Genomic DNA, 25,455 nt, shown 5'->3' on the forward strand with positions numbered 1-25,455 from the left:
ACTATCTACCACTCCGCCACCTGCAACCGCTGTTTAATCCCTGCCGACTGGAACTGCAGTGCTTCAAATACAGCGTCGAAATCAGTGCAGTTGTAGGCGATGTTGGGTAGGGACAGCGCGGCTTCGACAAAGAACCTTTTTTGCTCGGTTTCGCTGTGCCAGGCTTGTTGCCACCAGTCGGTGATTTGGCTACGCGAGGCGTGCAGCCGGGACTGGCTGGGTAAGCGGTCGCTTTTCTTGCGGTTCTCTTCACAGCTGGCTGGCAGCAGGTTCCATAAATCGTTGTTGGGCCAGTAACTAAATGGCAAACAATGGTCGATGTCGTAGCTGTACAGCGGCTTGCCACTCCATACACTGCGAACGTCATGCCCGGCACCACGCAGCGTTTCGACTTTCTTCCTGACATAGCCGGTATCGTGTTGCCGGTCGAGCCAGCGCAGGTGATGGTGGTAGGTATCCAGCGTTAGGCCTTGCTGCCGGTTCAGTTCATACTTTTGCATTTCGCTGACCCATTGCTGCACCAGCAAAGGTTCAATCCAGCAGCCGTACACGCGGAAGCAGTCCCACATCGATTCACTCAGAACAAAATGGCCGTAACTGTTTAAAAACGGCTTATCGATCAAAACAGTGCTTTGCCGCTGGGTTTTCTGCCGCTGCATACTGAACAGCTGGTTGTCTTTTTGCCCCTGCCAGATATAGGTAACAGGCCCGTCTTTGATGGTTTTTAGCGTATCGCTGAATAGGTTTTGCAACGCTTCAGCGTCGGGGCCGGCGAATAGGGTTCCGACCGCGAAATCGTCGGCGGTCAGATGCTGTAATGCCTGCCAGCCGCGCTCAGTAACAAAACCCAAACCTTTCGCCGGGTCCGAATTTTGCTGAATATTGTTGTCGACCAGACGCTTAAACAAGCGGATCCAATACAGTGCAACCAAGCCAAGCGAAATCGCTACTTTGCCGTCTTGCCGGTCCAATACTGCGCCCGGATGCGCGTCGGCGATCCTTACCAAGGTGCGCAGCAGCGCCAGCTTGTAGGTTGATGATTTGCTGTCATTGAGCACGATATGGCGAATTCTGCTTAGGCTGGCGCTGCCATCGTCGGGCAGTTCCAGCACCAGCGTTTGCCACTGCACACCGGCACGCCCGCCGCTATCTGCGGTCAGCGCGCTGACAAAACTCAGCACCAGACCAAACTGCCGGGCCAATTTTGCGATTTCATCGACACTGACCGGAAACGACACCCGGCCATCGCTAAATTCGCCAAAGCGCAGGCTGAGCACAAAGCGCCCGCCAGGAGCGAGTAAATTGGCAATTTTACGAAAAGCACGTTCGCGCTCGGACGGCGCCAGATGCATCCAGACGGCGCTCAGCAGGATGGTATTAAATTGCAGATTCAGCTGATAACAGGCTTTGAGTTCAGGCAGATTGTCGCTCAGCCATTGCACTCTTGATACAGAATGCTCAGCGGTTTTGCTTTGTCCGATGCGCAATAAATCGGCTGCAGGTTCGACGGCGATAACCTGACAGCCACGCTCTGCCAGCCACAAGGCATCGCGACCACTGCCGGCGCCGATATCCAGCACCATGCCGTTGTCAGGCCAAAATTGCTGCCAGCTTTGATGCACTTGCACAAAACTCAGCGCATCATATTGCTGTGCAAATAAAGCGGCGCCTTGATGGTAAATATCCAGCGTTTTGTTCATCAACATCCCTGTAAATCCCACAACGGGCTGGCACTTTTGTACCAATATTCACCAAAATCTGCAATCAGATTGGCAGTATGCCAGCCACGCAAAATACACTTTCAATCAGGGCTTTTGAAAAATAAGGGCGCTAATCCCCTCAGCATATGAGCAGATTAAACCAACTATTCCCCTCAACCATCTCAGCCCTCCTCCACCACCAACGGCGTCCACAGCTGTTTCCAGCGTTCGGTTTTGCTGTCTGCCGCTAATAACTTCGGTTGCACTGTCATAGCTGCGGCGAAGGGATGTTGCGGCTGCAGCAGGCTGGCGTTGATAGCGCCGACGCTGATGTCTGCTTCGCGATAGCAGACGGCGACGACGGTTTGGCATTGGCTGCAGGCGAGGAATTCGGCTTGCTCTGAGCCTTGTGTTAGCCGGGTCAGTGCGCTGTTGGCGCTGATGTGTAGCTGGCCGTTGGGGTCTGATAGGTAGAGCAAAGCGCGGGCGGTGCAGAAATCGCAGTCGCAGCGCCTTGGTGCGTAACTGCCTGGCGGTTGCGGCAGCTGGATGTTACAACTGACTGCGCCACAACGGCAGGTTCCGGTCACAGCGTGCATCTGTCTGTCCTGATGGGTTGCAATGCTGCCACATTAACGGAACTCGATGCTGTTGCCCAGTAGGCTAACTTCTCTGCTATTTTTTCAGCACAGCAACGGGCAGTTAACCGAGAGACAAAGCGTCTACACGAAGCCATGCCGTTTTCAGATGCAGAGGGACGATGAAAAAAATCCTGCTAGCCGTGTGGCTGCTTCACACCAGTACGTCCAATGCGACGGACGCCTTCGACAAAGCCCGGGCCGCGGCGCTGACGCAGCCAGCGGAAACTGTGGCGTTGTTTGAACTGCAGTTGCCGGAACTCAGCAGTACACCGGCCTGGCATCAGCGTGATTGGCTGGTACTGGCGTCGCGTGCTTACACCCGACTGAAGCAATTTAGTCAGGCCGAACAAAATCTGCGGCAGGCTGATCAGCTGCTGTCCGCTGGTTTGAGTAAAACCGATTTGTTGCTCGCTGCTGGTTTCGTCAATTTTATGCAGCAGAAGTATCCGGCGGCGTTTTATTGGTATCAATGCAGTGCCCGCTTTGATTTGCCGCCCATCGAGCAGGCGCGGGTCGGCACGAGCCTCGGGCAAATCAGCTATATGCAAGGCGATTTTGCTGCAGCCAAAATCCATTTCGAACAAAGCCTGACGGCGGCAACTTTATATAAACAAGCGGCGTTGGTGGCTTTGCTACAAAACAATCTCGGGCTGGTGTTGTGGCGCCAGCAGCAGTATCAGCCCGCACTAGCCCGGTTACGCCAGGCGATGTATGGCTATACCCAGCTGCAGGAACCGTATTCATTGCAGATGGCTTCGCTGAATTTACTGACAGTGGTGGTCGCGCAGCAAGACTGGCCGGCGTTTGACCGCTATGCCGCGGGTATTAGCAAAAGCATTGATGACAAAGCGCCGGCTGAACTACAAAACTATCTAGCGTTGCTGCAGGCGCTGCACCAGGCCGCGCGGCCTTTGCAGCCGGCTGATATGCAGCACCTGCAGAAGCTGGCAGCGCCTTTGCAAATTCCAGGTTTGGTGCAAAACGCTGCGTTGCTGTTGCAACAAGCCGGTGCGGGTAACAGCATAACGCCCTCGCCGGCCCGTGACCCGCAGCAGGATTTACGTCTGCCGCAGCTGGAACAGCATTGCGGGCCTTATCACGCGGAATAACAGATTGTTCAACAAGTTGAGGCGAGCGGGGTCTATCGTACGGCGACGCTTTGCTTGCCGTACCTACGATCTTGTTTGGGTGGTAGGTACGGCAAGCAACGCCCGCTGGCCACCACGTGGCGTACATCCATCACATAGCGTACATCTACCACGTGGCGCACATTGGTAAGCGCATGCCGGTGCATTACCCCCGCCGTTCGTCGCCGTTGTATAACCGATAGCCATTGCGGCCATGTTGTTTGACCTGGTACATGGCGCTGTCGGCTTTTTCTAATAATTCGGCCAGTTCCTGGCCGTGGCGCGGGTGCAGGCTGACGCCAATGCTGGCGCCGAGTTCGTAGCTGTGTTGATCAATGTGTACCGGCTGACGCAGTTGTTTCAGCAGCTTCTCGGCGATCTCCAGCACATGCTGTTCCTGTTCGATTTGGGTGGCTATCACGACAAATTCGTCGCCGCCGATACGGGCGCAAATGTCGGTGCTGCGTAAACAGGCTCTGAGCCGTTTGGCGACGTCCTGCAGCACTAAGTCACCGGTTTTATGGCCGGCGCTGTCGTTGATGGGTTTGAAGTTATCCAGATCGATATAAAACACCGCCAGCGCCTGGTGCGGCCGGTTGGCCAATTGCAGCGCCTGACCAAACAGCACATCAACATATCTTTTGTTGCTAAGGCCGGTCAGTGGGTCGTGATAGGCCATGTCCAACGCTTTGGCTTCGGATTCGCTCAGGCGCCGGACAAACAACACGATCACGGCGCTGAGGATCAGCAAATACTGCAGCATGGCCTGCACAGTACCAAATACAAAGCCTTGCTGCCGCCAGTCCGGCAACCACCACAAATACAGCGGTACAATTAGGCTCCAGTGCAGCGCAAGCAGGCTGACTACCACAACGATGCTGGATTTCAGCCAATGCGGCAGCCGGATCCGGCTGCGATATACCGCCGCGGCTAGCAACAATAAGGCGACAACATTCAGCGCCGCCAATCCAATATCATAAGGCACGCGCGGCAAGCCCAACTGGCCATAGGCGAAAATCCAACCCAGCGCTAAGCCCACCAGAGCATACAACCAGCGATCGGTCAGCATCCGCCTGCCGCCAGGTAAATACACTGGACCGAAAAAGCGGAAAGCACCGAGCAATAACAGCAATTTTTCCAACGTGATAAACACGGCATACCAGAGCAGACCGCCGCTCGCGTCGGATTCAGTAGGCAGTAATAACATGGCTAAACGGGCGCAACAGGCGGCGAGTGCTGCACCGGCCCAAAAGGTAATACCAGGATTGGTGCGCGGCACCAGCCGGGCACACAAAAACAGCAGAAACAACATGAAGTACACGGTACTGCCGACCGCATGGATGGTGGGATACAGCATAAATCGCATCTGCCTTCTGAAAATGAGACCTGGATAAAACGCGATTAGATAACACTGCTGGTGGAATCAGAATAAAGCTGTTCCGCCGGCCGACAAGCCGAAGGAAAAGCTTTACACAGAATGAGTGGGGACAGCGAAACTTGTCAAGAAAAGTCGCGTCGGCTACCGCGCATTACGAAAAAACGTTAGGCGCGGTAGTCACAGTAAGCAGTCTCTAGCGGCGTTTTTGCAAAAACAATTTATCCAGCGCCAGAAACACTACCGGCGTGGTCAGCAACGTTAAAATCTGGCTAAACGCCAGCCCGCCAACAATGGCCACCCCAAGCGGTACGCGCAGTTCAGAACCGGTACCAAAACCCAGCATCAGCGGCACGGCGCCGAGAATTGCCGCCAGCGTCGTCATCATGATCGGCCGGAACCGCACCAGACAAGCCTGATGGATGGCATCACGCGCACTTAAGCCCTGCTCGCGCTGCGCCTGCAGCGCAAAATCGACCATCAGAATGCCGTTTTTCTTCACGATACCGATCAGCAAGATGATGCCTATCAACGCCATGATGGAGAAATCCAGTCCCCACAACCATAGCAGCCCGATAGCACCAATCGCCGCCGACGGCAGCGTCGACAGAATCGTCAGCGGGTGGACAAAACTCTCATACAACACACCAAGGATGATATAAACCGCCAGCAATGCGGTCAGGATCAGCAGCGGCTGACTGGCGAGCGAATCCTGAAACGCCTGCGCTGCGCCCAAGAAAGTACCCAGCACCGCCGGTGGCATATTCAGTTCTGCCCGCGCCTGCTCCAGTGCTTTGACCGCATCACCAAGCGCCACACCGGCCGCCAGGTTAAAAGAAATATTCGCCGCTGGCTGCATGCCGTGGTGCGCAATGACCACCGGGCCACTTTGCGCTGGCAGCACTTTGGCAAAGCTCAACAGCGGCACCATGTCGCCGGTCAGCGGCGAGCGCAGGTAGAAATAATTCAGGCTGTCGGCACGGCCACGTTGCTCCGGGCTTACTTCCAGAATGACATTGTATTGGTTGGTCTCGGTCTGATATTCGCTGATTTGGCGCTGACCAAAAGCGTCATACAAAGCCTGGTCCAGATCGGCCGCGGTAAAACCAAGCCGCGCCGCTTCCTGCCGGTCCAATTCCAGCCGGATGATATTGGCGTCCCACTGCAGGTCGTTGGATAAGTCGGTGAACATCGGGTTTTGCCGCAACTTGGCGGTCAGCTGATTGGTCCAGCTGGCCAGCTCGTCACTGTCGAGCGCCTTTAATACATACTGATACTGCGCGCGGCCCTGATTGGCGCCGAGGTTAATATCTTGCGAGGCGCGCAAAAACACCTGCAGCCCCGGGATTTGCGCAAACTGTGGCCGTAAGCGGTCAATGACTTCACTGGCGCTGGCATCGCGATCATCCGGATCGCTCAGTACAATCCAGACGCGGCCGGAACCGGTGGAGTTATTGCCGCCGACCGCATGGTTAAAGCCGGTGATAGCCGGGTCTTTGCGCAAAATGTCTTCCAGCTGTTTATGTTTGGCGACCATATCTTCATACGAAATATCTGACGCCGCCTGCGTCGAACCGATGATAAAACCGGTGTCCTGCAGCGGGAAAAAGCCTTTGGGGATGGCGATAAAACTCATCACACTACCGGCCAGCGTCAGGCCGAACACGCCGAGCATAAAGCGCTGATGCGCTAAGGCCCAGGTCAGCACGCGGTCATAACGCTTGACCAGCCGGTCAAACAGCCCCGGATGGTTCGGGTCATGTTTAGGCGCTTTATCCATAAAAATCGACGCCAGCGTGGGCGCCAACGTCAGACACACCACTACCGAAATCAGGATGGCGGCGGCGGCGGTCAAGGAGAATTCGAGGAACAACCGGCCGATAATGCCGCCCATAAACAGCAGCGGAATAAAAGCGGCGATCAGCGATACGGAAATCGAAATCACCGTAAAACCAATCTCTTGCGCGCCTTTCAGCGCTGCTTCGGTTTTACTGAGGCCAAGTTCGAGATAACGGTGGATATTCTCGATGACGACAATCGCATCGTCGACGATAAAACCGACCGCTATCACGATCGCCACCAGCGTGAGGTTATTCAGACTAAAACCAGCGACATACATAAAGGCACAAGTGGCAATCAGTGATACCAACAACACGGCCGTGACGATTAAGGTCGCCGACCATTGCTTTAAAAACGCTGCCATCACCGCGATCACCAGCACCACCGCTATCGCCAGCGTCAGTTCGACCTCGGCCAGCGAGGCGCGGATGGTGCGGGTGCGGTCGTTAAACACTTCGACTTTGATGTCGGCCGGCAATGCCGACACCAGCTGCGGCAACGCCGCCTGAATGGCATCGGCGGTGGCAACAATATTTGCGCCTGGCTGCCGGCGGATAATCAGCGCCACGCCCGATTCACCGTTCGGCCAAATCTGCAAAAAGTCGTTTTCCGCGCCGGCAATCACATTGGCGACATCGCGTAAATACACCGGATTGCCATTGTCGTATTTGACGATGAGGTTGCCATATTCGTCGGCACTGAAGATTTGGTCGTTCACCGCCAGCGTCGACACCCGGTTCGCGCCAAACAGTGCGCCCTTCGGCTGGTTGACACTGGCTTTTTGCACCACGCCACGGATATCCGCCAGTGTAAGATTATTTGCGGCCAGAACTTCCGGCCGCGCCTGAATGCGAATGGCCGGCTTTTGCTGACCACCGATAAAGACTTCACCGACGCCATAAATCTGGCTGAGCTGCCGCGCCAGCACTGTTTCTGCCATGTCGCTGATTTGCGTGCGCGACAGCGTTTCGGAGGTCACGCCGATGATCAAAATCGGGCTGTCGGACGGGTTAGCTTTACGCCAGGTCGGCTGATTCGGCATGTCCGGCAAACGACCGGCGGCCTGATTCAGCGCAGCTTGTACTTCCTGTGCAGCGGCGTCGATGTCTTTTTCCAGCACAAACTGCAGCGTGATATTGACCGAACCGAGCGCACTGCTGGAGGTCATTTCGGTAATGCCGGGCACGACACTGAGCGCCACTTCCAGCGGCGTCGCCACGGCGGAGGCCATAGTCTCCGCGCTGGCGCCAGGTAAACGGGCACTGACTTCAATGGTCGGAAATTCGGCTTCCGGCAACGGCGCAATCGACAGGCGCGGAATGGCCAGAATACCCATCAGCACTAAGGCGCAGGTCAGCAGCACAGTGCCGATCGGGTGGTTCATACACCAGGCAAAAATACTGCGGCTATTCATGCTGCGTGCTCCGCCGCTGCTTGCTTGGCTTCTTTCCTGGTTTTGTTAGCCTGCGCTTGTTCAACGGCGGTTTTAATCACCACAGTCGCGCCCGGCCGCAACCGGCTCTGGCCATCAACCACCACTTGTTGGCCGGCACTGACACCACTGACCACAATGACTGTCTCGGTGGTTTCCAACACCTGCACCGGCTGGACTGTGGCTTTGTCGCCATCAATCCGCCAGACAAAAGCACCTTGTGGGCCTTGTTGCAGCGCTTTGACCGGAATGGTCAGCGCTTGCGGTAACAGTTTGCTGCGAAGCGCCACCACGACGGTCTGCGCCGGCCATAAGGCCTGAGTCGGATTAGCAAAATCGGCTTTGATGCGGATAGTGCCGCTGCCGCTGCTGACCTTATTATCGACGACGACCAGACTGCCGCTGGCGAGTTTGTCGCCACCATCACGGACAAAAGCCTCGACTGGCACTGCCTGCTGCTGCCGCACCTGCTGCATCAATTGTTGTAACTGCGGTAACTGGGCCTGCGGCAATGCCATCTCGACACTGATCGGGTCGAGTTGCACCACAGAAAATAAGCCCTGCGTATCAGACGGGCGCACATAGTTACCGGCATCGACATTACGGATGCCGACCTGGCCGGCAATAGGCGCATGAATTTGGGTGAACGACAATTGCACTTGCTGCGCATTAATTTGCGCTTCGACACTTTGCAGCTCGGCCTGCAGCTGTTGCACTGTGGCCTGCTGCTGGTCTTTTTGCTGAGCGGAAATGGCCTGGCTCTGGCTTAAGTTCTGATAACGTTTTAAATCGCGTTTGGCCACATTCAGTTTGGCTTCTGCCACGGCGCGCTGCGCCTGAGCCTGCGCCAGTGCGGCTTTGATGGCGCGGTCATCCAGCGTGGCCAGCAATTGGCCGGCCTGCACCATGTCGCCTTCGCGCACCAGTACCTGCTGCAACAAGCCATCGACCTGCGGCCGGATCTCCACGCTTTGTTGTGGCTTCACCTGGCCGATACCACGCAGCCAAACCGGCACGTCTTGCGCAGTCACCGCAGCAACCACCACCGGAACCCCTGCTTGCATTCTCGCCGCTTGCGGTTTTTCCTGAGCCGTCGCAGTACCAAGCGCAGCGAGCAGACCGAAGGCCAGCAGAAAGACCTGTGATAATTGCATTGTTGTACTCCCGAAAAGTTGCGGCACGGCTGACTCTTGCCAAATCATGCCCGATGTTGCCGATATTCTGCCCAAGCAAAACGCAGGATAGATCGGCGCCGATCAGCAGATGCGGCCAAGCACCGGCGAAAGGCGACTAAATGTCTGAGTGATCACAGGAAAGTAACAGGATCTGCCTGAAAGGAACAGCGTACCGGCCTGCTGGATGATTCAAACCGGTACTGAGGAGGCGACAATGTGCAGAAATAACGCACCCAGCGCCAGCGGCTGCGTTGTTTAAAACCAGCGGGTTGGCCAAATACAAAGCTCAATAGCTGCGGGCTCAGGCACCGCTTTAATAACTATCTTCGATATACTGGCCTGACTTTTTCAACTGCTCCACATCCAATGCCAATGGCGCCAACAGCGTATTGAGTGTGGTGGCAACATCGCTGGCCATCCGTCGCCCGCCACAGATTAGAATTTGCCCGCCCGCCTGCATCAACGCGCGGATCTGTGCGCCGTCTTGCTGCAAAGCGTCCTGCACATAGGCGGGTGTTGCGCTGCGCGAAAAAGCGGTATGCAACTGGGTCAGGCGCTTTTCTGCCAGACAGCTGTTCAGTTCATCCTGATATAAAAAATCAGCAGTGGCGAGCCGCCCGCCCCAGTACAGGTACATCGGGCGCTGTGCGCTGTTCGCACGAATAAATCCGATCAAAGGCCCAATGCCGGTACCGGCGCCAATCAATAGGATCGGCGACTTGCCGGCGGCAGGTTTAAAGCGGGCATTTTTCTGAATAAAACCAGCCGCAGTTTCGCCCAATTTCAGGTTGTATAAAAACCCTGAACACAGGCCATTCTCCTGCTGCCGGACACAAATTTCCAAGACACCGTCAGTATTGGCGGATGCCAGCGAATAGAACCGTGGCGCAGCGCCACCCGGTGGCAGGATGCCGACCAAATCACCCGCGCTAAAAGTTGGCAGCGCGCTGCCTGGAGCTGCGGCTTTAAAGCGCAATACACAAGTCGGCGTCTGCACCGCTTCACCGTAGTTTTGCCGTTCAACCAACATCAGCGTATGGCTGGGCGGCAGCTCCGGCGTATAGTGCAGCGTCAAAGGCCGGCCAATCGCTTTGCCAAGCGCGGTGCCCCAGTGCTTAAAGGTAGCGGCGGACTGTCGATCGACATAGTCGGTGGCCATTAGCTGTGGCCACTGTCGTTGCAGCAAAGCCTTAGTTACCCGATCGGCAAAAGCACAAAAGCTGCAAAATTGCCGATCGCCAAAACCCAACACGGCGAACGGTAAGCTGAGGGTTGGTGGCAGTTTCTGCAGCTTTGGTAAAAACTGACTGGCCGAGGCCGGTACGTCGCCATCGCCGTAGGTTGAGGTAAGGATCAACAACCGTTCGGCTTTGGCATAGTGGTTTGCCAGTTGATCCATCGGCGCGAGGTGCACGCGACAGCCGGCAGCCTTTAATCCTTCGAATAAGGCGTTGGCAAAACCCCAGGTACTGTTGGTTTCAGAGCCGACCAGCACAATAGTGTCGGCCAGATCCGCTGCCGAGTTGCCCTGCAGGTGCGGCATGGCTCGGCGCCGTTGCCACCAAATTTGCACACCGGTAACCGCCAGAACCGGCACCGTCAGTGCCGCAACACCAAACACCAGCCCAAGCCACCAGTACGCTTCGCCGGTATGTAACTCGACAATAAAGGTTTGTAGCCGTGCGCCCGAGCCATAGTCGGCGTAAGACAGCCATGCGCCGGTCGCTTGGTCAACATACCCCGAGCCCTGATGGGTGCGCAGTGCATACAAATCCTGTAAATCGGTGCGCGACGGGAAAATCAGCTGATGTAAATCAACCAAATCGGTTTGCTGCAATGCCGGCAAAGCGCCAACTGGCGCGGCAGCCGTGCCAGCCACACTTTGCGGAAAATCAGCCTCCAGTTCCGGGGCTTCAGTCAGCAAGCCAAACCGCAGTGCCGACATCCAGCAACCGGTCAGGGCCGACAGCAGCAAACCCAATGCAGCAATACGCGCCAGCTCGGCGTGCAGCCGTGGACTGACAGTACCACTGGCGGCACTACGCATCGGCCCAAATAACTGGCGCCAGCCGCCGGCGCGAGCGGCCAGCAAAAACAACCCAGAAATACACAGCACGCTCAGCAGCAGCGCAACAATGCCCGCGCCAGCCCGCCCTTTGTCATCCCACAAGAACGCGCGGTGCAAATCTTTCAGCCAGGCAAAAACAGCTGACTGCTGATAAGTCCCAAGCCGGGTGCCGGTGAAAGGATCAATCAGATCGGCCGCGGTTTGGCCATCTTCGGTGAAATAAACCACCACGGCGCCAGAAGGCAGACGTTCAATTTGCTCAGTGCCGGGATAAACCAGCAGCACTTTTGCCGCCACATCGGCCACGCTGAGCGCTCCACGGGCTGGCACGGGCGCCGCTGCGCGCTGCAGTGCAGGCTCCAACGACAGCAATGCCCCCGTAATCGCCGTGCTCAGCAAAAACAGCGCAGCAACAAGACCGGCAAAGGAGTGGAGGCGACGCAGCATTCGGCAATATCCTCTGGAACAACGCTTTTACAAGGTATAACTGATGGTTTTGACGTAACCGCGCCCAGCCACAGCAGTGCCAGCGCCCTGCCGTGTCAGCGGCACTTCGGCATCAACCCGGTGGTCGCGCTGATCTTCCACCGCACTATCGACGCGGATCAAATAACCGGCATCAATCAACGCATCATCAATGTTCACCTTGACCGTGAGTTGCTCACCTGCGGTGACACTGGCGCCGGTGAAGCCATCGTATTCGGTGCTTTTTAGGCCACTGCCGCGGGCCCAGCCCTGCAAGTGTTTGTAATATTTACTTTTACCACCCGCGACCCACAGTGTTTTGCTGTACTTACCGTTTGCATCGGTTAGATAAAACGCCAGATAAGCGCCATTGCCGCTATAGGCATTCAGTGTTGTGGTGATGGTCACTTCAGCGGCCTGCGCCAGATTGGGCAGACTCAGACCCAGGATGAAACTTGCGGCGGCCCATAATTTTTTCATCTGATTGCTCCTGACTATCTGTTGATCATATCTGTTGATCAATGTGGTTGAATCGGCTGACTGCGCGGCTATTCAGTGTTCCTGCGGCTCGCGCTGATTTTGCTGTTCGCGCTGCGCTTGGTGATCATGTTTCACCTCCAGTTCCAGTAAGGTCAGCGTTGCCGGCGCATAGGTGGCTTTCACCCGGCGGCCTTGCTCATCCATCGCGCGCACTTCATAGCAGCCGTCATCGATGCGAATACGTTTGACCACCCAGCCTTGTTGCTCAAGCCTGGCTTTAAGCACCTCGCGGGATTGCCACTGCGCGATCGGATCCTTACATTCCTCGTCGGCCCATGCCGCGCCGGCTAGAGTCACGCTGGCCAAAGCCACGCCGGTAAACAGCCTGAGGCTGATGCTGAGCAACAGACCACAGAGCATTGCTATTTTTCGAATGGCGGATAATTTACGCATCGCACTTTGTGCTCCAAAAAACACTGGCAACAATCACTAACAACAAGAGTGGTCCGGCAATAACGCATGTTAACCCGCTCCGGCAGGCGCAAACTTTGTTCTATATCAGCTAAAAGCGGGATCATGCCTGAAGGGGGCCGTAAGCACTGTGCAGTGCCACACGCAGGCAAGCTGGCTTTTACTCCAATGGCTGGCGGATGCGTAAAAACCGGGCAAAACGCGGGAGCCCTTTGTTGGTAAAGCCGTTGTAGCGGTAGGTCACCACGGTGCCCAGTGGTGGTGGGTTTTGCCGCAGTGCGTCGGTTAAACCACTGCCAATCGCAAAGGTTTTGCCGTCTGGTGTTTTCACCACTAACGCCCCAACCATGCCTTGATATTTGCCCTTACCGGGCCGGTAACCGATGACTTCGGCTTCGGTGTCCTGGTAACTTTTTAGCTTCAGTAAATCGCTGCTGCGCCCGGTTTTATAATGCGCATCTTGATGGTGCAGCATCAGGCCTTCGGCGCCTTGTTGCTCTAGTGCTGTCAGCTTGGTCATTAACTCGGCGTGGTTTGCCAACCGAAACTGGGGGATCACTTGCAGGTAGGGGCTCTGGTGCTTGGCGCTCAGAGCTTGCATGGCTTGAATGCGCTCAGTGAAAGTACCGGGGGCGTTGGGTAATTCGAAAATATGGTAGCGGATCTGCTGCCACTGCGCGTCTACGGCCTGCGCTTTACTGACAATACTCAGCGTCTGAGCAAACTGATTGCGCCCCAGCCACAACTCACCGTCCAGCGCTTGACGCGGGAATTTGGCGACAAACCAAGCCGGCGCCGCAATCACCTGCCCGCCGCGGGTTAACAGCTGCTGCCCGGTCCAAAACGCTCGCACGCCATCGAGCTTTTCACTGATCCAATACTGCTTTACATCAATGCCAGCTTCATAGCGTTGCGCCAAGAGCAGTGTTGGTTTGGTCGCCCCCGCCAGCAATAAGCAGCAGATTAACAGAAATATCTTATTCAATATTTACACACTTAATTAACATTAAATTTAACAAAGTGTAGTTGGACGCGCTATTTCAGCAAGCCGTATTGCTTTTTCGCTGCGGTTTTCACTGAGCCTTGCAGTAAAAAACACCGGCACTCAACGAGTGTGAGGCCGGTGTTTTGTGTAGAACATGCTTAGGGTCTGTTGACCTTAGTTAGCAATACCCAGCCAGGTCAGCTTGTGCGGGGTGTAGTTTAATTGCAGTGTCGACGTGACCTGCAGTTTGGCCAAATCGACCGCCACCACAGCTTTATTGACCGGGTTACTGACATAAGCGCGGTATTCACTGCCCGCCAGCGTCAGTTGCAGACTGCTGCCGGCTGGCATCGCACTCAAACCGGTCGCGACTTGCACTTTGCCGGCCAGCGTAAAGGCGCTGCCGCTGTAGTTCAGCACGGTCAGATAACCCTGGTTATCCAGCAGCACAAAGTGCTTAGCTTTGGCTGTGAAACCATAACCGACGATGGCGGCATTGGCCGGTGCCTGCCAGTCGATTTTATTGATGGTTTTGTTTTGCGGGTCGACTGCAAATACCAGCGCACCAGCGAGGCCAACAAAATGCGCCGCATCATCGTGCCCTTCGACAGTGCCGATGCGGCTGGTGCCGGTGATGTCCGCCGGATTGGCGATTTTACTGGCGGTATAAGTGCTGCCGGATTGCGTTATCACCAGCACACCGTCGGTACAACCAAAGCCGACAAAACCTTTATTCTGCGCACTGCCGTGTAAGCGTGGGCAGGTTGGCGCGAACGTCTGGCTCAGGCTGAATTTGCCAGCGGTCTGGCTATAAACCCCAACTTTATCCGGCAGAATATCGCTGCTGGCAGCGTCGCGGATGGTGGAGATCAGCTGGTCACCACGCGGCTGGGCCGCGCCATGCATATGCGTATCGTATTGCAGCAGCGGCAGGTCTTTTTTGTCGGCACTGATGTTGGCTTCGGTCAGCGTGACCACGGCGGCCGGTGTTTTGCTGGCTGCATCACCATCCATAAAGACTGCGGTGGTACTTGCATTACTTTGCACGTGCGTCGGGCGGCTGCCGTTTAGCTGAAAGCTCATCAGCTTTGGTTTCTCGGAATAGGGATGTAAATGGTCGCCATGGTCTTCCTGCCACTGGCCGCCATCGACCAGCTGGATCCGGTCATTGGGCCGCTGCACCACAAACGCATACCGCTGACCCGGCGACGGATAGACCGCATCAGGGGTGTTGATCAGCTGGAACTGTTCGATGAGTTCTGAACGGTCCAAATCATAAACACTAACCACTGCGCTGCTTTTATCGCTGACCAATAAGCGACCTTTCCCCACAGCAGCGACCGGTGGATGCGGGTCTTTAATCACGATCGGCTCTTTCTCAACGATGTTGGTTGTCGCATCGCCACAGCCCGCCAGAATGGCACTGGCGATGGCCAGCGGCAGCAATTTCATTTTTACACTGTACATATCAACTCCTGTTTTATATTCATGAGCCGGCCGCCATTAGGGCCTGCCGGCTGGATTTGGTCAGAATTCGCCACGAATACCGAGGCCAATAGAACGGCCCGGTAATGGCGCTTTGTCTTTTAAGAATGAGGTGTGGACGCGGGCGTCTTCGTCGGTCAGGTTCTGCCCTTTCAGATACACCGCCAGCTGCTGGTCAAACAGGTCGAGGTAATAACTGACATTGGCATCGAGCAGGTTGTAACTGCCGGTCGCGCTTTCCAGCGTTTCGACTTTGTCCTGTTTGCTGTAATGGCTGTAGCGCAGCTCGGCACTGAACGCGGCGGACTGCCATGACAACGCCGATTGCAGGCGCAGCGGCGGTGTGCGCGGTAAATCACCGTCTGCATCTAAGCGGGCCCGCACGTAGTCGACTTGTTGCGTCCAGCGCCACTGTGGCGCGAACTGCCAAATCAGCTGGGCTTCAAAACCGTGCAGGTTCACATCAGCTGCACGGAACAGATACACCGGCAATTCGCCGCTGTGGTCATGCGCCTCTTCGGTATGTTCTGCTTCGTCGTGCTCGTCATCAGTGTGGGCATGGCCATCTTCGGCGAACAAGCCGGTATTTTGCTGGTAATAGTAGTTATCCACCTGGTTGTAGAAGGCGTTCAGGATCAGCGCCACATCGCCGCTGTATTTGCGCCAGGTCAGGTCAATATTGTTCGACACTTCCAAATCCACCGGATCTTTATTCAGCGCAAAGGCCTGATGCGGGTCCTGCGTTGGATTGCGGCGGAATAAGGCGCCGATCTCATAGGCGTTAGTGCCTATATGTGGGCCGAAGGACAGCAACTCTGAAGCAGAAGGCGCGCGGCCTGAACGCGACAACGACAGCGCGGCGTTGTAACCGTCCTGATATTCCCAGACCAGGCCGGCCGACAGGCTGTATGGCTTGAAATTCTGATCGACGGCAAAAGTGCGGATCACCTGATCACCGCCATGGTCATGATCATCGTGTTCGCTGCCGTCATGGGCGTGTGCGGCCAGTTCAGGCAGCAGTACCTGATCGGCTTTGAGTGTGACGCGCTCCAGCCGGGCACCGGTTTGCAGTAACAGCGGGCCAAAATGCCGCTCTTCCATCCAACCGATCGCCAGCATTTCCTGCGTCGATGGCGGCGTAAAGGCTTCGTCGCCAACGGCAGCGAAATCGCTGTGTTTGTAGTGCAGACTGAGGCCGCCGCGCCAGTCCAGCCACTCGCGGTGCAGTAATTCCAGGCGCGCTTCGTCACTGCGGTTTTTGAAAGTGGTGCCAGTCGCGCCGTCTTCAATTTCGGCATGCTGATAATCAGTAAAACCAGCTTTGACATTGAGTTGCGCCAGCGGCCCGCCGCTGAAATTTAACTGGCTGTGCAGTTGCACCCGGTCTTGTTCAAGATCGGCAAAAACTCGTTCTTCGGCATGGCCGGCCTCAGCTTCGTGATCATGTCCGCCATGTGAATGGCCCGGAATACCGTATTGCCGTTCCAGCCGGCCGACCGACACACCGACAAAACCATTCGGCAGCAGATAACTGGCACCGACAGTGCCGCCTTTGCCGGTGGCATCGGTATTGGCGACGCGTCCACCGGCGGCTTCGTCACTGCCCGTTTCGGCGACGCCGGGAATTTTGTAATTGTCTTGTTCACGCCAGAACGCATCGGCATACAAGGCGACATCACCGACGCTGGTTTGGCCGGCGGCAGCGGCCAGTTTTTCGTTGTTGACGCTCTGGCGCTCCAGCTGCCAGTTGGCTCGGGTGTCGCGGCGCGTCGGTACGCGTTCGTCCACCACATTAACCACGCCGCCAATGGCCCCGCTGCCATAAAACAACGTTGCCGGGCCACGCAGTACTTCAATTTGCTCTGCGGTTCCGGCTTCGCTTGCCACGCTGTGATCCGGGCCAACCCGCGACGCGTCGCCGGCATCCAGACCGTTTTGCGTGATCATCACACGCGGGCCATCTAAACCGCGAATGATCGGGCTACTGGCAACAGAGCCATAAAAGTTGCTGTGCACGCCGACCTGATTTTTCAGCGTGTCACCCAAAGTCGAGGCCTGCTGCATTTTCAGCTGTTCACCGGACAGCACACTGACCGGCAGGGCTGACTCCGTCGCGGAGGCATGCAGCGGGCTGGCTTTGATATCAATGACTTCGAGTAAGGTTGGCGCCAGCCGCAGTTCGACGTTGTTCAGACCTGCCTCGGGCACATTCAGATGCAGATTGCGGTGGGCGAATTGCGGCGCTTCGACGTGCAGCTCTGCCAGCAGGAAAGTGCCGGCGGTATCGGTTTTCACCCGCGCCTGACTGCCGGCCAGCGACACTTCTGCCCCGGCGATAGGTTGGCCTTTGCTGTCCAGCACCACACCAGACACGGATTGCGCCCACAGCTGCTGGCTAAATGTCGCCGCCACCAGCATGGCTATTTTGTTACGGTAATGCATAGATCTCCCTGCGTTATACCCAAATCAGAAAACTTTACGTTCGATTCCGCGCTCGATAATGTGATAATATAACATTTCATTCAGACATGAAAACCAGCGTTTTCCGTTCAGGTGCAGCAGAGGTGAGACCAATGAAAGATTTAGTCGCGGCTTATATATCAGGGCTTTGCATTATTCATTGCTTAATAACGCCGATTTTATTGGCGTTGGGTGGTGCAGGTTTGTTGGGGCATTGGCTGGAAGCCGAGTGGGTACACTATTTACTGATAGCGCCGATTTTATTGCTGGTGATCTGGAGTTTGCCGGCGGCAAGGCGTCAGCATCAGCAGCATGCACCGTTGTGGCTCGGTGTTGCCGGGGCCGGTTTGATGTTGCTGTCGTTGTGGGTACCGGCACCGCTGGAGCCATGGCTGGCGATCAGTGCCGGTATTTTGTTAATGGCGGCGCATTTGTTTAACCGCCACTTCCTGAAGCTGCATGTCAACGCACAGCTCACCGCTCAGGCTCAGAAATAACGCACCCAGCGCCAGTGGCTGCGCTGTTTAAAACCAGCAAACCAGCGGGTTGGCCAGTATAAAGCTGCGGCGAGCAACACGGCGATCAACCAAACCCAGCCGACATGACTGACGCCGAGCATCGGGCCATAAGCGGTTTGCTGATTCGGCGCAAATACCAGCAATGCCAGGCTGTACAGCAGCAACAAGGCGTACAGATGCAGGATATAAAAAAACATCGGCGCCGCGCCAAAATCAGCAAGTACCTGCTGCCAGCGGGCGGCAGGGTTGGTCATGGCGGCCCGTTCCAGCGCCCGCAGCGCCAGACACATCAGGCCCAAAGTCAGCAGCAGGAAATCCAGCGACGGCGGATATTTGGTGAAATTCAGCAGGTCCATCATGGTCATAAGCAGCGTGGGCTGAACCTGCCAGTCCAGCGTTTCGCCATACAGATTCAAACCGCGCAACAGCATCAGCGTAGCCAGTGCCAACCAGCCGGTTCGCGATAAAAACCGCTGCCGCTGTTCCTCCGATTGCTGATACCAGCGACCAGCCAGATAACCTAGCAGAATGACGCCCACCCAGGGCAACAACGGATAACTGATTTTGACGGCGATGGCCGCTTCTGAGGGTGCCAGCAAAAAGCCGCGGTCATGCAGGATGGTCCAGAGCCAGTAGCCGGTTTCGCCTGGGGCAAACTGTATAGGCGTCAGCAGGTTATGCCCACCGACCAGCAACAGCCCAAGGACTGCCAGCACGGGTCTTGGCAAATGATGCAGCAGCGCCAGCAACAGCATGCAGAGGCCGATGACCCAAATCACCTGTAAATACAGCGTGTTGTAGCTGCCAAGCCAGGAGAAATTCACCAGCGTCATTTCCAGTAAAATCAGCACCCCGCCACGTTTGAGTAAAAATGGCGTCAGCGGCCGGCCCTTTTGCTGATACAAATAGGCCGACACTCCGGTCAGAAACACAAACACCGGCGCACACCAGTGCGCCAGCAAGCGGCTGAAAAACAGGCCGGGTTCAGTCTGGCTGATCTCCATCGGATCACTGACCTGCAGATGCAGCAGCACCCGCTCGCGCACATGGTCCAGCAGCATCATCAGCATCACCAGACCGCGCATCATATCAATGCTATTGATACGACCGCGGGATGGTGATTTATTCAGTGATGTATGCAGTGCTACATTCGCTGTGGTCATGCTCAGAACTCGTAGCGCAGGCTCAGGCGCAGCGAGCGTGGTTCACCCGGATAAGTCCAGATCGCTGAATATGAGCTCTGGATCCAGGCTTTATCCAGCAGGTTTTCGACAACCGCTTCCGCCTGCCATTGTGGCGTCAGCCGCGTGGTGGCAAACAGGCTCCACAGCGTGTGCGATGGCAGCACATAAGCAGGCGTGACGGCATCGCCTAATCGTTTGCTCTGATAACGCAGACGCACACCGATCTCACTGTCATAACCCGCCAGCTGCAGATTGTGCCGCAGCTGTGCACTCAACGTATGGCGTGGCACGTTCACCAGAGCACTGCCCTTGGGAATGAGCACACCCCAGTCAATGTTGATACTGTCTTTCAGAGTTTCGCTGTCAAGCCAGGTATAAGACACCGACAGATCGGTGTTGGCCGCCAGTGGCCCCGCCAGCTCCAGCTCTGCGCCGCGGCTTTGCGCAGCGCCCAGCGTGGCCGAAAAGCCAACGTTGACCGGATCGGACACCAGAATGTTGGATTTTTCCGCATCAAACACCGACAGCGTCGCCTGCCAGGAGACCAGCGCCAGCTTCATGCCAAATTCCACCGATTCGCTCAGTTCAGGCTCGAACGCCTTACCGGCGTAATCAGTGCCCGACAGTGGCAGGAAGCCCTCGGCGTAGTTGGCGTAGAAGGTGATCTGGTCGTTCAGCAAATAATTCAGGCCAAAACGCGGGCTGATCTGCTGGTCTTCGGTGCGGGCGACGGTCTTTTTCACTAGTTCTTCAATGCGTTGCTGGTAGCTGTCGTAACGCACACCAAGCAACAACTGCCACTGCGGATCAAGCTGGATCAGGTCCTGCAGGTAAACCCCGACCGCTTGCTGCGATTCGACGTTTTCATACAAAGTGGCGATAGTGCCGGGTTTAGCCACCCCATATTGTGGCGCCTGAATATTGATGGCATAGCTGCCTTTCGGGCCACGATACCGGCCCAGCAGCGTGTACAGTTCATAATCGTAGGCGTCAGAACCGAGCAACAACTGATGCGTCATGCCGAGGATCTGCGGACTGCCACTCAGTTCCAGTCGGGCAGTGCTGTCTTCAGAATGATAATCGCGGTAACGGCGTTGGCGCGTCAGCGTTTTTCCGTCATCAGACACGCCCTGGCGCGCCCGTGCCAGCTCTGCATCGGAAGAAAAACCCTGCAAACTGGAATCGCGATAACCGGCGCCCAGGTTCAGGTGCCAGCTGTTGCCTAAGTCGCGTTCGTAGCTCAGCTGATGACCAGTCGCTTCAATTTCAGTTGGTTTGTCACCCGGTTCGCCTAAATAGCGGCTGTGCGGCACGGTATTGAAGTTGTTATTCAGCACCACGATACCGCGGTCAAACAGCTGGTCCTGCCGCAGTACTTCAACTTCGTATAGCACGGAACTATCCGCATCGACCTGCCACAACACCGAAGGCGTCAGCACCTGCTTTTCACTGGTGACTTCATCGCGGAAACTGCCGTAGTCCTGCACAGCGCCATTGACGCGCAGCATCAGGCTGTCACTGTGCACATAGTTGTAGTCACCCTCTAACCGGTATTGCTGCTCAGTCGCGGCGCTGGCTTTGAGATAACCACCATTGGTCTGATTCGGTTTGCGCGTGATGATGTTGATAGTGCCGCCGGGCTCAGAGCGACCATACAAGGCCGAACCCGGCCCTTTTAAAATTTCGACCATCTCGATATTCGACACGTCGCGGTGACCACTAAAACCGCGCCCGCCGTTAAAGCCGTTGATGAGGTAACCAGACGGCATGTTTTCGTTGCCGGGAAAACCACGCAGCGAGAAACTGTCCCACAGACCGCCACCATTGTTCTGCCGCGCGATGCCGCTGGATAAATCCAGCACGTCCTGAAAGCGGCTCAGTGACCACTGGGCGAAATCATCCTGGCCAAGCACAGACACCGCCTGCGGCAGTTTCTCCACCGGCACCTGGCCGCGATAGCTTTGGTGGTGACGCACTTCAATATGTTCCAGACTTTGAGGCTCTTCGGCACCAGCCGGTGCAGCGCAGAGTAAAGCCAGAACAGACAGCGGAAATAATCGGTGGGGAATTGCCTTAGCAGCAGAGCGGCGCGCAGAAAATGACATAACAGCCTCAGGTAATGTGATGTTATCACATATTAACTTAAAGCATTCAGTCACGGGAAGCCCTGTGCCGGTCATTTCGGTTCAGCCGCCGGAAAACACTGTTGATTGGCGCCGAGGATCCGCGAGAGCAGCAATTGCCGCGTGCGTCGCTTGCCCTTACACTGTTGGCCTCACGCTGATTTCAGGAACTTAATGTGCTCAGAATGCCCCGCCCGGCACTGCTGCTGTGTTACCTGCTGTTGCTGTTATTGACAGCATCAGCCTGTCAGCACTGGATTTATCAGGATTTGCGTGCCGAAGCCGCCGGCCAGAGCAATAACCTGGCGGCATTTCTGCGGCATAGCATTGGTCGCCATGCCAATCTACCCGCCCAGTTGAGCCGCAGCCCGCTGTTGCAACAATGGTTAGCGCAGCAGGATATCCCGGCGCTGAACCGTTATCTGGCGGAGCTGCAGCAAAGCGCCGGCGTCGCCGATCTGTATCTGGTCAGTACCGCCGGGATTGTGCTGGCCAGCAGCAATAGTGCCGATGCGGCTTCTTATGTCGGCCGTGATTTTGGCTTTCGGCCTTATGTGCAGGCTGCGCTGCAGCGCCAGCAAGGGTTTTATTATGCGCTCGGTCATACCAGCGGCATGCGCGGCGTCTATTACAGTGCGCCGATGCTGCAGGATGGCGCAGTGGCGGACAGTCCGGTGCTGGCCGTGCTGGTGGTCAAAGTGGATTTAGAGCCACTGGAACTACAGCAACAACAAATCGCCGGTCTGGCCGGCAGCCATTTTATAGTCACCGGCCAGAGCCAGGAGATTTTCCTGTCCGACGTGCCGGCCTGGCGTTTGACCAAGCTTGATAGTCAGCCGCTAAGCGCCACCGAACAACAACGTTATCTGACGAAAAACATCACCGCGCTGCAACAGAGCCAGCGCCGCGCCTTGCTGACGCCGTGGCAGCAGCTGTGGCGGATGCCACTGGCCGGCGATCAACGTAATTTCCTCGCGCAGTCGCAGGACCTGACAGAATTTGGCTGGCAGCTAACGGTGCTGACGCCCGCCACAGACGCCTATCAGCAACTGAGCACCGCTTTGCTGCTGACGACCTTGCTGTTTGTGATTTTGTTATTGGGTTGGCGCCTGCAGCGCGAGCGGCAAAAACGGGCGGCGCAGCTGGAACAACATGCCCGTCAGCTGGAGCAACGCGTCATCGCCCGCACCGCCGATCTGGCCGCCAGTAATCAACAACTGGTGGCGCAGATCCGCCAGCGTGAACAAACCGAGACCGCGCTGGCGCAAACCGAACAGGAACTGGTGCAGGCTGCCAAACTCGCCACCATTGGCAGTTTGTCTGCGTCATTGAATCATGAGCTGAATCAGCCGCTGACTGCGCTGTCGAGCTACAGCCAGACCACCGCCAAAATGCTTGATAAAGCCATGTACAGCGAAGCACAGCAAAACCTGCAGGCGATGCAACAGCTGATCGCGAGGCTCAGTAATATCGTCGCGCAGTTTAAAGATTTCAGCCGCAAAAGCGCCGGCAAAAACCAGCCGGTGGATATCAACAAACTGGTGCTGGATGCAGTCGGTCTGGTGCACCATCAGTGCCAGCGCCAGGGTGTTAAAGTGCGGCTGCAGTTACCGGAAGCGCCGCCGCAGGTACTGGGCGACCCAATCCAGCTGGAACAGGTGTTGGTTAACTTACTGACCAATGCGCTGCAGGCGATGCAGCAACAAACTGATGCGGCGCTGGCTGTGGCGGTCAGAACACAGGAAACGCAGGTCCAGATCCTGTTAAAAGATCAGGGCCCCGGCATTGAGCCGCATCACCTCGAACGGATTTTTGAAGCCTTTTTCACCACCAAACAACGCGACGGCCTGGGGCTTGGTCTGTCGATTTCGCAGCGCATCATCCAGTCGTTTGCCGGTAAACTGGAGGTGCGCAATCACCCGCAGGGCGGCGCTGAATTTTGCGTCACTTTACCGCTATTACCGATGGAAACCTGCTGATGCCACTCTCTGTCACTGAATCTATGCCACAGATCCTGTTTATCGATGATGAAGCCGAGATCCGCACTGTGGTTGAGCAGCTGTTCCGCCTTGAAAGGCTGCGCTGCAGCAGCACTGCCAATCCAGGCGCGCTGCTAAAACAACTCAGCGCCGAAGGCTATGGTCAGGACTTTCCCGGAATCGTCATTACCGATATCCATATGCCGGCGATGCATGGGCTGGAATTGATGCAAGCTATTCACGCCATCGATGCCGAAATTCCGGTGGTGGTGCTGACCGGTTACGGCGCCGTGTCGCTCGCGGTCAAAGCGCTGCAGCAAGGCGCCTATGATTTTCTGGAAAAGCCCTTTGATAACACCCATTTGCTGGAAGTGGCGCAGCGCGCGCTGGAAAAACGCGCGTTGGTGCTGGAAAACCGCCAGCTGAAAGCCTCAGTCGCTCGCGCGCAGCAACCGGGCATGCGGATTCTGGGGCAAAGTCCGGCCATGGTGCAGCTACGCAGCGTGCTGGATGCGGTGCTGGACGCGCCGGCCGACGTGCTGATTTTTGGCGAAACCGGCTGTGGCAAAGAGCTGGTTGCGCGTTATCTGCATGAACAAAGCAACAGGCGGGAGCATAACTTTGTCGCGATCAACTGCGGCGCCATTCCGGAACAATTGATTGAAAGCGAACTGTTTGGCACCGATGCCGGGGCTTATACCGGCGCGGAGAAAAAACGCGCCGGCAAGTTTGAATTCGCCAATGGCGGCACGCTGTTTCTCGATGAAATTGAAAGTACACCGCTGTCGCTGCAGGTCAAACTGCTGCGGGTGCTGGAAGAGCGCCGCGTCACCCGGCTTGGCTCGAATCAGCCGGTGGCGCTCGACCTGCGCATTATTGCCGCCACTAAAACCGACTTAAAACAACTGGCCGCCAGCGGAGCTTTTCGCGCCGATTTGTATTACCGTTTAAGTCTGGTCGAAGTCAGCCTGCCGCCACTACGCGAGCGACGCGACGACCTGATGTTGCTGTTCAGCCATTTTGCTTTGGTCGCAGCAGCCCGCTTTCACAAAGAATATCAACCACTGACACCGGCACAGGTGCAGCAATTACAGCAACACGATTGGCCCGGCAACGTGCGTGAACTGCGCAATATGGCCGAACGTTATGTGCTGCTCGGCCCGGCCGTATGTTTTGGTAAAACCGACACAACAAACGACGGCATCAGCAGCCTGATGTCGCTGCAGCAGCGGGTTGAAGCTTACGAAAAAAGCCTGATTGAAGAAGCGCTGAACCAGTATCACGGCTCCATCAAAGACGTGATGCAGGAACTCGGCCTCGCCCGCAAAACCCTGTACGACAAAATGGCCAAGTATCAGCTGACCCGAAGGGATTTTTTGGAGTAATTTCGGTGTTAGCCTCTGCTGGCTTTTGCTGAATCATTTTTATCCTTGCGGATAGACCGTCTAGCAAAGATTTCACCTGACGGTGAGTTCCTTTCTTTTGTCTTGCCAAAAGAAAGGAACCAAAGAAAATGCGCTACCCGGTTCCGCTCGAAAGCCCGATGAAAATCAAAAGCTTGAGGCGCCAGGGTAACTCGCGGGCTGCTACCGTCAGCCCGCTCAGACACCCCCTGGCTTAAAACCTCAAACTATTGATTTGCATCGGCTCGCTCCAACGGGTGATGGGTCTTCTGAGATGTTCCTGCTTTTGACTCGAGTGAACTAAAAACAAATTTTGATGCTGAGCAGGCTGCCCGTTGGAGCGAGCCGGCTGGAAATCGTTGGCCAAGGTTTTAATCGTGCGACGACCGGAATGGGTGCCTGAGCACGGCGATGCTAGTCGTGTGACGCCCAACCGTGCGAGTTACGTTTTCGCCTTGGACAGCGACTTTTCAGACAGGCTTTCGAGCGGAACCGAGCGAGCGCTTTTTGGTTACTTTTTATCGCGATAAAAAGTAACTCGCCCA

The 25,455-nt window shown here is 56.1% G+C and carries 17 protein-coding genes; 4 read left to right on the forward strand and 13 right to left on the reverse strand.

The annotated features are described in order from the left end of the window. Nucleotides 1-5: 5 nt before the first annotated feature. Entirely contained in the window at nucleotides 6-1,700 is a 1,695-nt protein-coding gene (locus ACFFJP_RS13685; protein WP_377244983.1) for a class I SAM-dependent methyltransferase, read from the reverse strand. Between the two features lie 182 nt (nucleotides 1,701-1,882). After that, the gene (locus ACFFJP_RS13690; RefSeq protein WP_377244987.1) at nucleotides 1,883-2,299 is read right to left on the reverse strand and encodes a GFA family protein; all 417 of its coding nucleotides are present in this window, start codon (nucleotides 2,297-2,299) and stop codon (nucleotides 1,883-1,885) included. Between the two features lie 161 nt (nucleotides 2,300-2,460). On the opposite strand from ACFFJP_RS13690, the gene ACFFJP_RS13695 reads away from it, so the two are divergent. After that, on the forward strand, nucleotides 2,461-3,450 hold the full coding sequence (locus tag ACFFJP_RS13695; protein WP_377244990.1) for a tetratricopeptide repeat protein: 990 nt from the start codon (nucleotides 2,461-2,463) through the stop codon (nucleotides 3,448-3,450). A 184-nt stretch (nucleotides 3,451-3,634) separates the two neighbouring features. Here ACFFJP_RS13695 and ACFFJP_RS13700 read toward each other — a convergent pair whose 3' ends face one another. The 9 genes from ACFFJP_RS13700 to ACFFJP_RS13740 all read right to left on the reverse strand — a co-directional run bounded on the left by ACFFJP_RS13700 (nucleotide 3,635) and on the right by ACFFJP_RS13740 (nucleotide 17,685). After that, a complete protein-coding gene (locus ACFFJP_RS13700; RefSeq protein ID WP_377244993.1) occupies nucleotides 3,635-4,825 on the reverse strand; it encodes a diguanylate cyclase domain-containing protein in 1,191 nt (396 codons plus the stop codon). 214 nt (nucleotides 4,826-5,039) lie between these two features. Then, entirely contained in the window at nucleotides 5,040-8,096 is a 3,057-nt protein-coding gene (locus tag ACFFJP_RS13705; protein ID WP_377244996.1) for an efflux RND transporter permease subunit, read from the reverse strand. Further along, nucleotides 8,093-9,268 (reverse strand): efflux RND transporter periplasmic adaptor subunit, encoded by a 1,176-nt coding sequence (locus ACFFJP_RS13710; protein ID WP_377244999.1) that lies wholly within the window; start codon nucleotides 9,266-9,268, stop codon nucleotides 8,093-8,095. Before ACFFJP_RS13710 ends, ACFFJP_RS13705 begins: the two co-directional genes overlap by 4 nt. A gap of 334 nt (nucleotides 9,269-9,602) precedes the next feature. Then, nucleotides 9,603-11,804 (reverse strand): PepSY domain-containing protein, encoded by a 2,202-nt coding sequence (locus ACFFJP_RS13715; protein ID WP_377245002.1) that lies wholly within the window; start codon nucleotides 11,802-11,804, stop codon nucleotides 9,603-9,605. Between the two features lie 27 nt (nucleotides 11,805-11,831). Continuing rightward, nucleotides 11,832-12,302, reverse strand: coding sequence for a DUF2271 domain-containing protein (locus ACFFJP_RS13720; protein WP_377245005.1), 471 nt, complete (start codon nucleotides 12,300-12,302; stop codon nucleotides 11,832-11,834). A 72-nt stretch (nucleotides 12,303-12,374) separates the two neighbouring features. Next, nucleotides 12,375-12,755, reverse strand: coding sequence for a PepSY domain-containing protein (locus ACFFJP_RS13725; RefSeq protein WP_377245008.1), 381 nt, complete (start codon nucleotides 12,753-12,755; stop codon nucleotides 12,375-12,377). Between the two features lie 178 nt (nucleotides 12,756-12,933). Continuing rightward, entirely contained in the window at nucleotides 12,934-13,758 is an 825-nt protein-coding gene (locus tag ACFFJP_RS13730) for a DNA ligase (protein WP_377245011.1), read from the reverse strand. A 174-nt stretch (nucleotides 13,759-13,932) separates the two neighbouring features. Next, on the reverse strand, nucleotides 13,933-15,225 hold the full coding sequence (locus ACFFJP_RS13735) for a YncE family protein (RefSeq protein ID WP_377245014.1): 1,293 nt from the start codon (nucleotides 15,223-15,225) through the stop codon (nucleotides 13,933-13,935). A 60-nt stretch (nucleotides 15,226-15,285) separates the two neighbouring features. Continuing rightward, nucleotides 15,286-17,685, reverse strand: a complete 2,400-nt coding sequence (locus ACFFJP_RS13740; RefSeq protein ID WP_377245017.1) for a TonB-dependent receptor — start codon at nucleotides 17,683-17,685, stop codon at nucleotides 15,286-15,288. A 131-nt stretch (nucleotides 17,686-17,816) separates the two neighbouring features. Between ACFFJP_RS13740 and ACFFJP_RS13745 the strand changes: the two genes are divergently transcribed. Then, nucleotides 17,817-18,200, forward strand: coding sequence for a MerC domain-containing protein (locus ACFFJP_RS13745; protein WP_377245020.1), 384 nt, complete (start codon nucleotides 17,817-17,819; stop codon nucleotides 18,198-18,200). Here ACFFJP_RS13745 and ACFFJP_RS13750 read toward each other — a convergent pair. Both ACFFJP_RS13750 and ACFFJP_RS13755 read right to left on the reverse strand, forming a co-directional pair. Beyond that, complete coding sequence (locus tag ACFFJP_RS13750) at nucleotides 18,191-19,384, reverse strand: acetyltransferase domain-containing protein (protein ID WP_377245023.1); 1,194 nt, start codon at nucleotides 19,382-19,384, stop codon at nucleotides 18,191-18,193. The genes ACFFJP_RS13745 and ACFFJP_RS13750 overlap by 10 nt on opposite strands. A 2-nt stretch (nucleotides 19,385-19,386) precedes the next feature. Beyond that, on the reverse strand, nucleotides 19,387-21,510 hold the full coding sequence (locus tag ACFFJP_RS13755; protein ID WP_377245026.1) for a TonB-dependent siderophore receptor: 2,124 nt from the start codon (nucleotides 21,508-21,510) through the stop codon (nucleotides 19,387-19,389). 203 nt (nucleotides 21,511-21,713) lie between these two features. Between ACFFJP_RS13755 and ACFFJP_RS13760 the strand changes: the two genes are divergently transcribed. Together ACFFJP_RS13760 and ACFFJP_RS13765 are read left to right on the forward strand one after the other, a co-directional pair. Further along, entirely contained in the window at nucleotides 21,714-23,507 is a 1,794-nt protein-coding gene (locus ACFFJP_RS13760) for a sensor histidine kinase (RefSeq protein WP_377245731.1), read from the forward strand. Next, nucleotides 23,507-24,892: a sigma-54-dependent transcriptional regulator gene (locus ACFFJP_RS13765; RefSeq protein WP_377245029.1), complete on the forward strand. Its 1,386-nt coding sequence runs from the start codon at nucleotides 23,507-23,509 to the stop codon at nucleotides 24,890-24,892. The genes ACFFJP_RS13760 and ACFFJP_RS13765 overlap by 1 nt, the downstream gene beginning before the upstream one ends. Nucleotides 24,893-25,455: the final 563 nt, after the last annotated feature.

Source organism: Rheinheimera tilapiae (assembly GCF_042432165.1).
GTDB classification, from domain to species: Bacteria; Pseudomonadota; Gammaproteobacteria; order Enterobacterales; family Alteromonadaceae; genus Pararheinheimera; species Pararheinheimera tilapiae.

Excerpts from the sequence above, each read along its gene's own strand:
- ACFFJP_RS13685 (WP_377244983.1), bottom strand. The coding sequence starts at position 1,700 with ATGAACAAAACGCTGGATATTTACCATCAAGGCGCCGCTTTATTTGCA.
- ACFFJP_RS13690 (WP_377244987.1), bottom strand. The coding sequence starts at position 2,299 with ATGCACGCTGTGACCGGAACCTGCCGTTGTGGCGCAGTCAGTTGTAAC.
- ACFFJP_RS13695 (WP_377244990.1), top strand. The coding sequence starts at position 2,461 with ATGAAAAAAATCCTGCTAGCCGTGTGGCTGCTTCACACCAGTACGTCC.
- ACFFJP_RS13700 (WP_377244993.1), bottom strand. The coding sequence starts at position 4,825 with ATGCTGTATCCCACCATCCATGCGGTCGGCAGTACCGTGTACTTCATG.
- ACFFJP_RS13705 (WP_377244996.1), bottom strand. The coding sequence starts at position 8,096 with ATGAATAGCCGCAGTATTTTTGCCTGGTGTATGAACCACCCGATCGGC.
- ACFFJP_RS13710 (WP_377244999.1), bottom strand. The coding sequence starts at position 9,268 with ATGCAATTATCACAGGTCTTTCTGCTGGCCTTCGGTCTGCTCGCTGCG.
- ACFFJP_RS13715 (WP_377245002.1), bottom strand. The coding sequence starts at position 11,804 with ATGCTGCGTCGCCTCCACTCCTTTGCCGGTCTTGTTGCTGCGCTGTTT.
- ACFFJP_RS13720 (WP_377245005.1), bottom strand. The coding sequence starts at position 12,302 with ATGAAAAAATTATGGGCCGCCGCAAGTTTCATCCTGGGTCTGAGTCTG.
- ACFFJP_RS13725 (WP_377245008.1), bottom strand. The coding sequence starts at position 12,755 with ATGCGTAAATTATCCGCCATTCGAAAAATAGCAATGCTCTGTGGTCTG.
- ACFFJP_RS13735 (WP_377245014.1), bottom strand. The coding sequence starts at position 15,225 with ATGTACAGTGTAAAAATGAAATTGCTGCCGCTGGCCATCGCCAGTGCC.
- ACFFJP_RS13740 (WP_377245017.1), bottom strand. The coding sequence starts at position 17,685 with ATGCATTACCGTAACAAAATAGCCATGCTGGTGGCGGCGACATTTAGC.
- ACFFJP_RS13745 (WP_377245020.1), top strand. The coding sequence starts at position 17,817 with ATGAAAGATTTAGTCGCGGCTTATATATCAGGGCTTTGCATTATTCAT.
- ACFFJP_RS13750 (WP_377245023.1), bottom strand. The coding sequence starts at position 19,384 with ATGACCACAGCGAATGTAGCACTGCATACATCACTGAATAAATCACCA.
- ACFFJP_RS13755 (WP_377245026.1), bottom strand. The coding sequence starts at position 21,510 with ATGTCATTTTCTGCGCGCCGCTCTGCTGCTAAGGCAATTCCCCACCGA.
- ACFFJP_RS13760 (WP_377245731.1), top strand. The coding sequence starts at position 21,714 with ATGCCCCGCCCGGCACTGCTGCTGTGTTACCTGCTGTTGCTGTTATTG.
- ACFFJP_RS13765 (WP_377245029.1), top strand. The coding sequence starts at position 23,507 with ATGCCACTCTCTGTCACTGAATCTATGCCACAGATCCTGTTTATCGAT.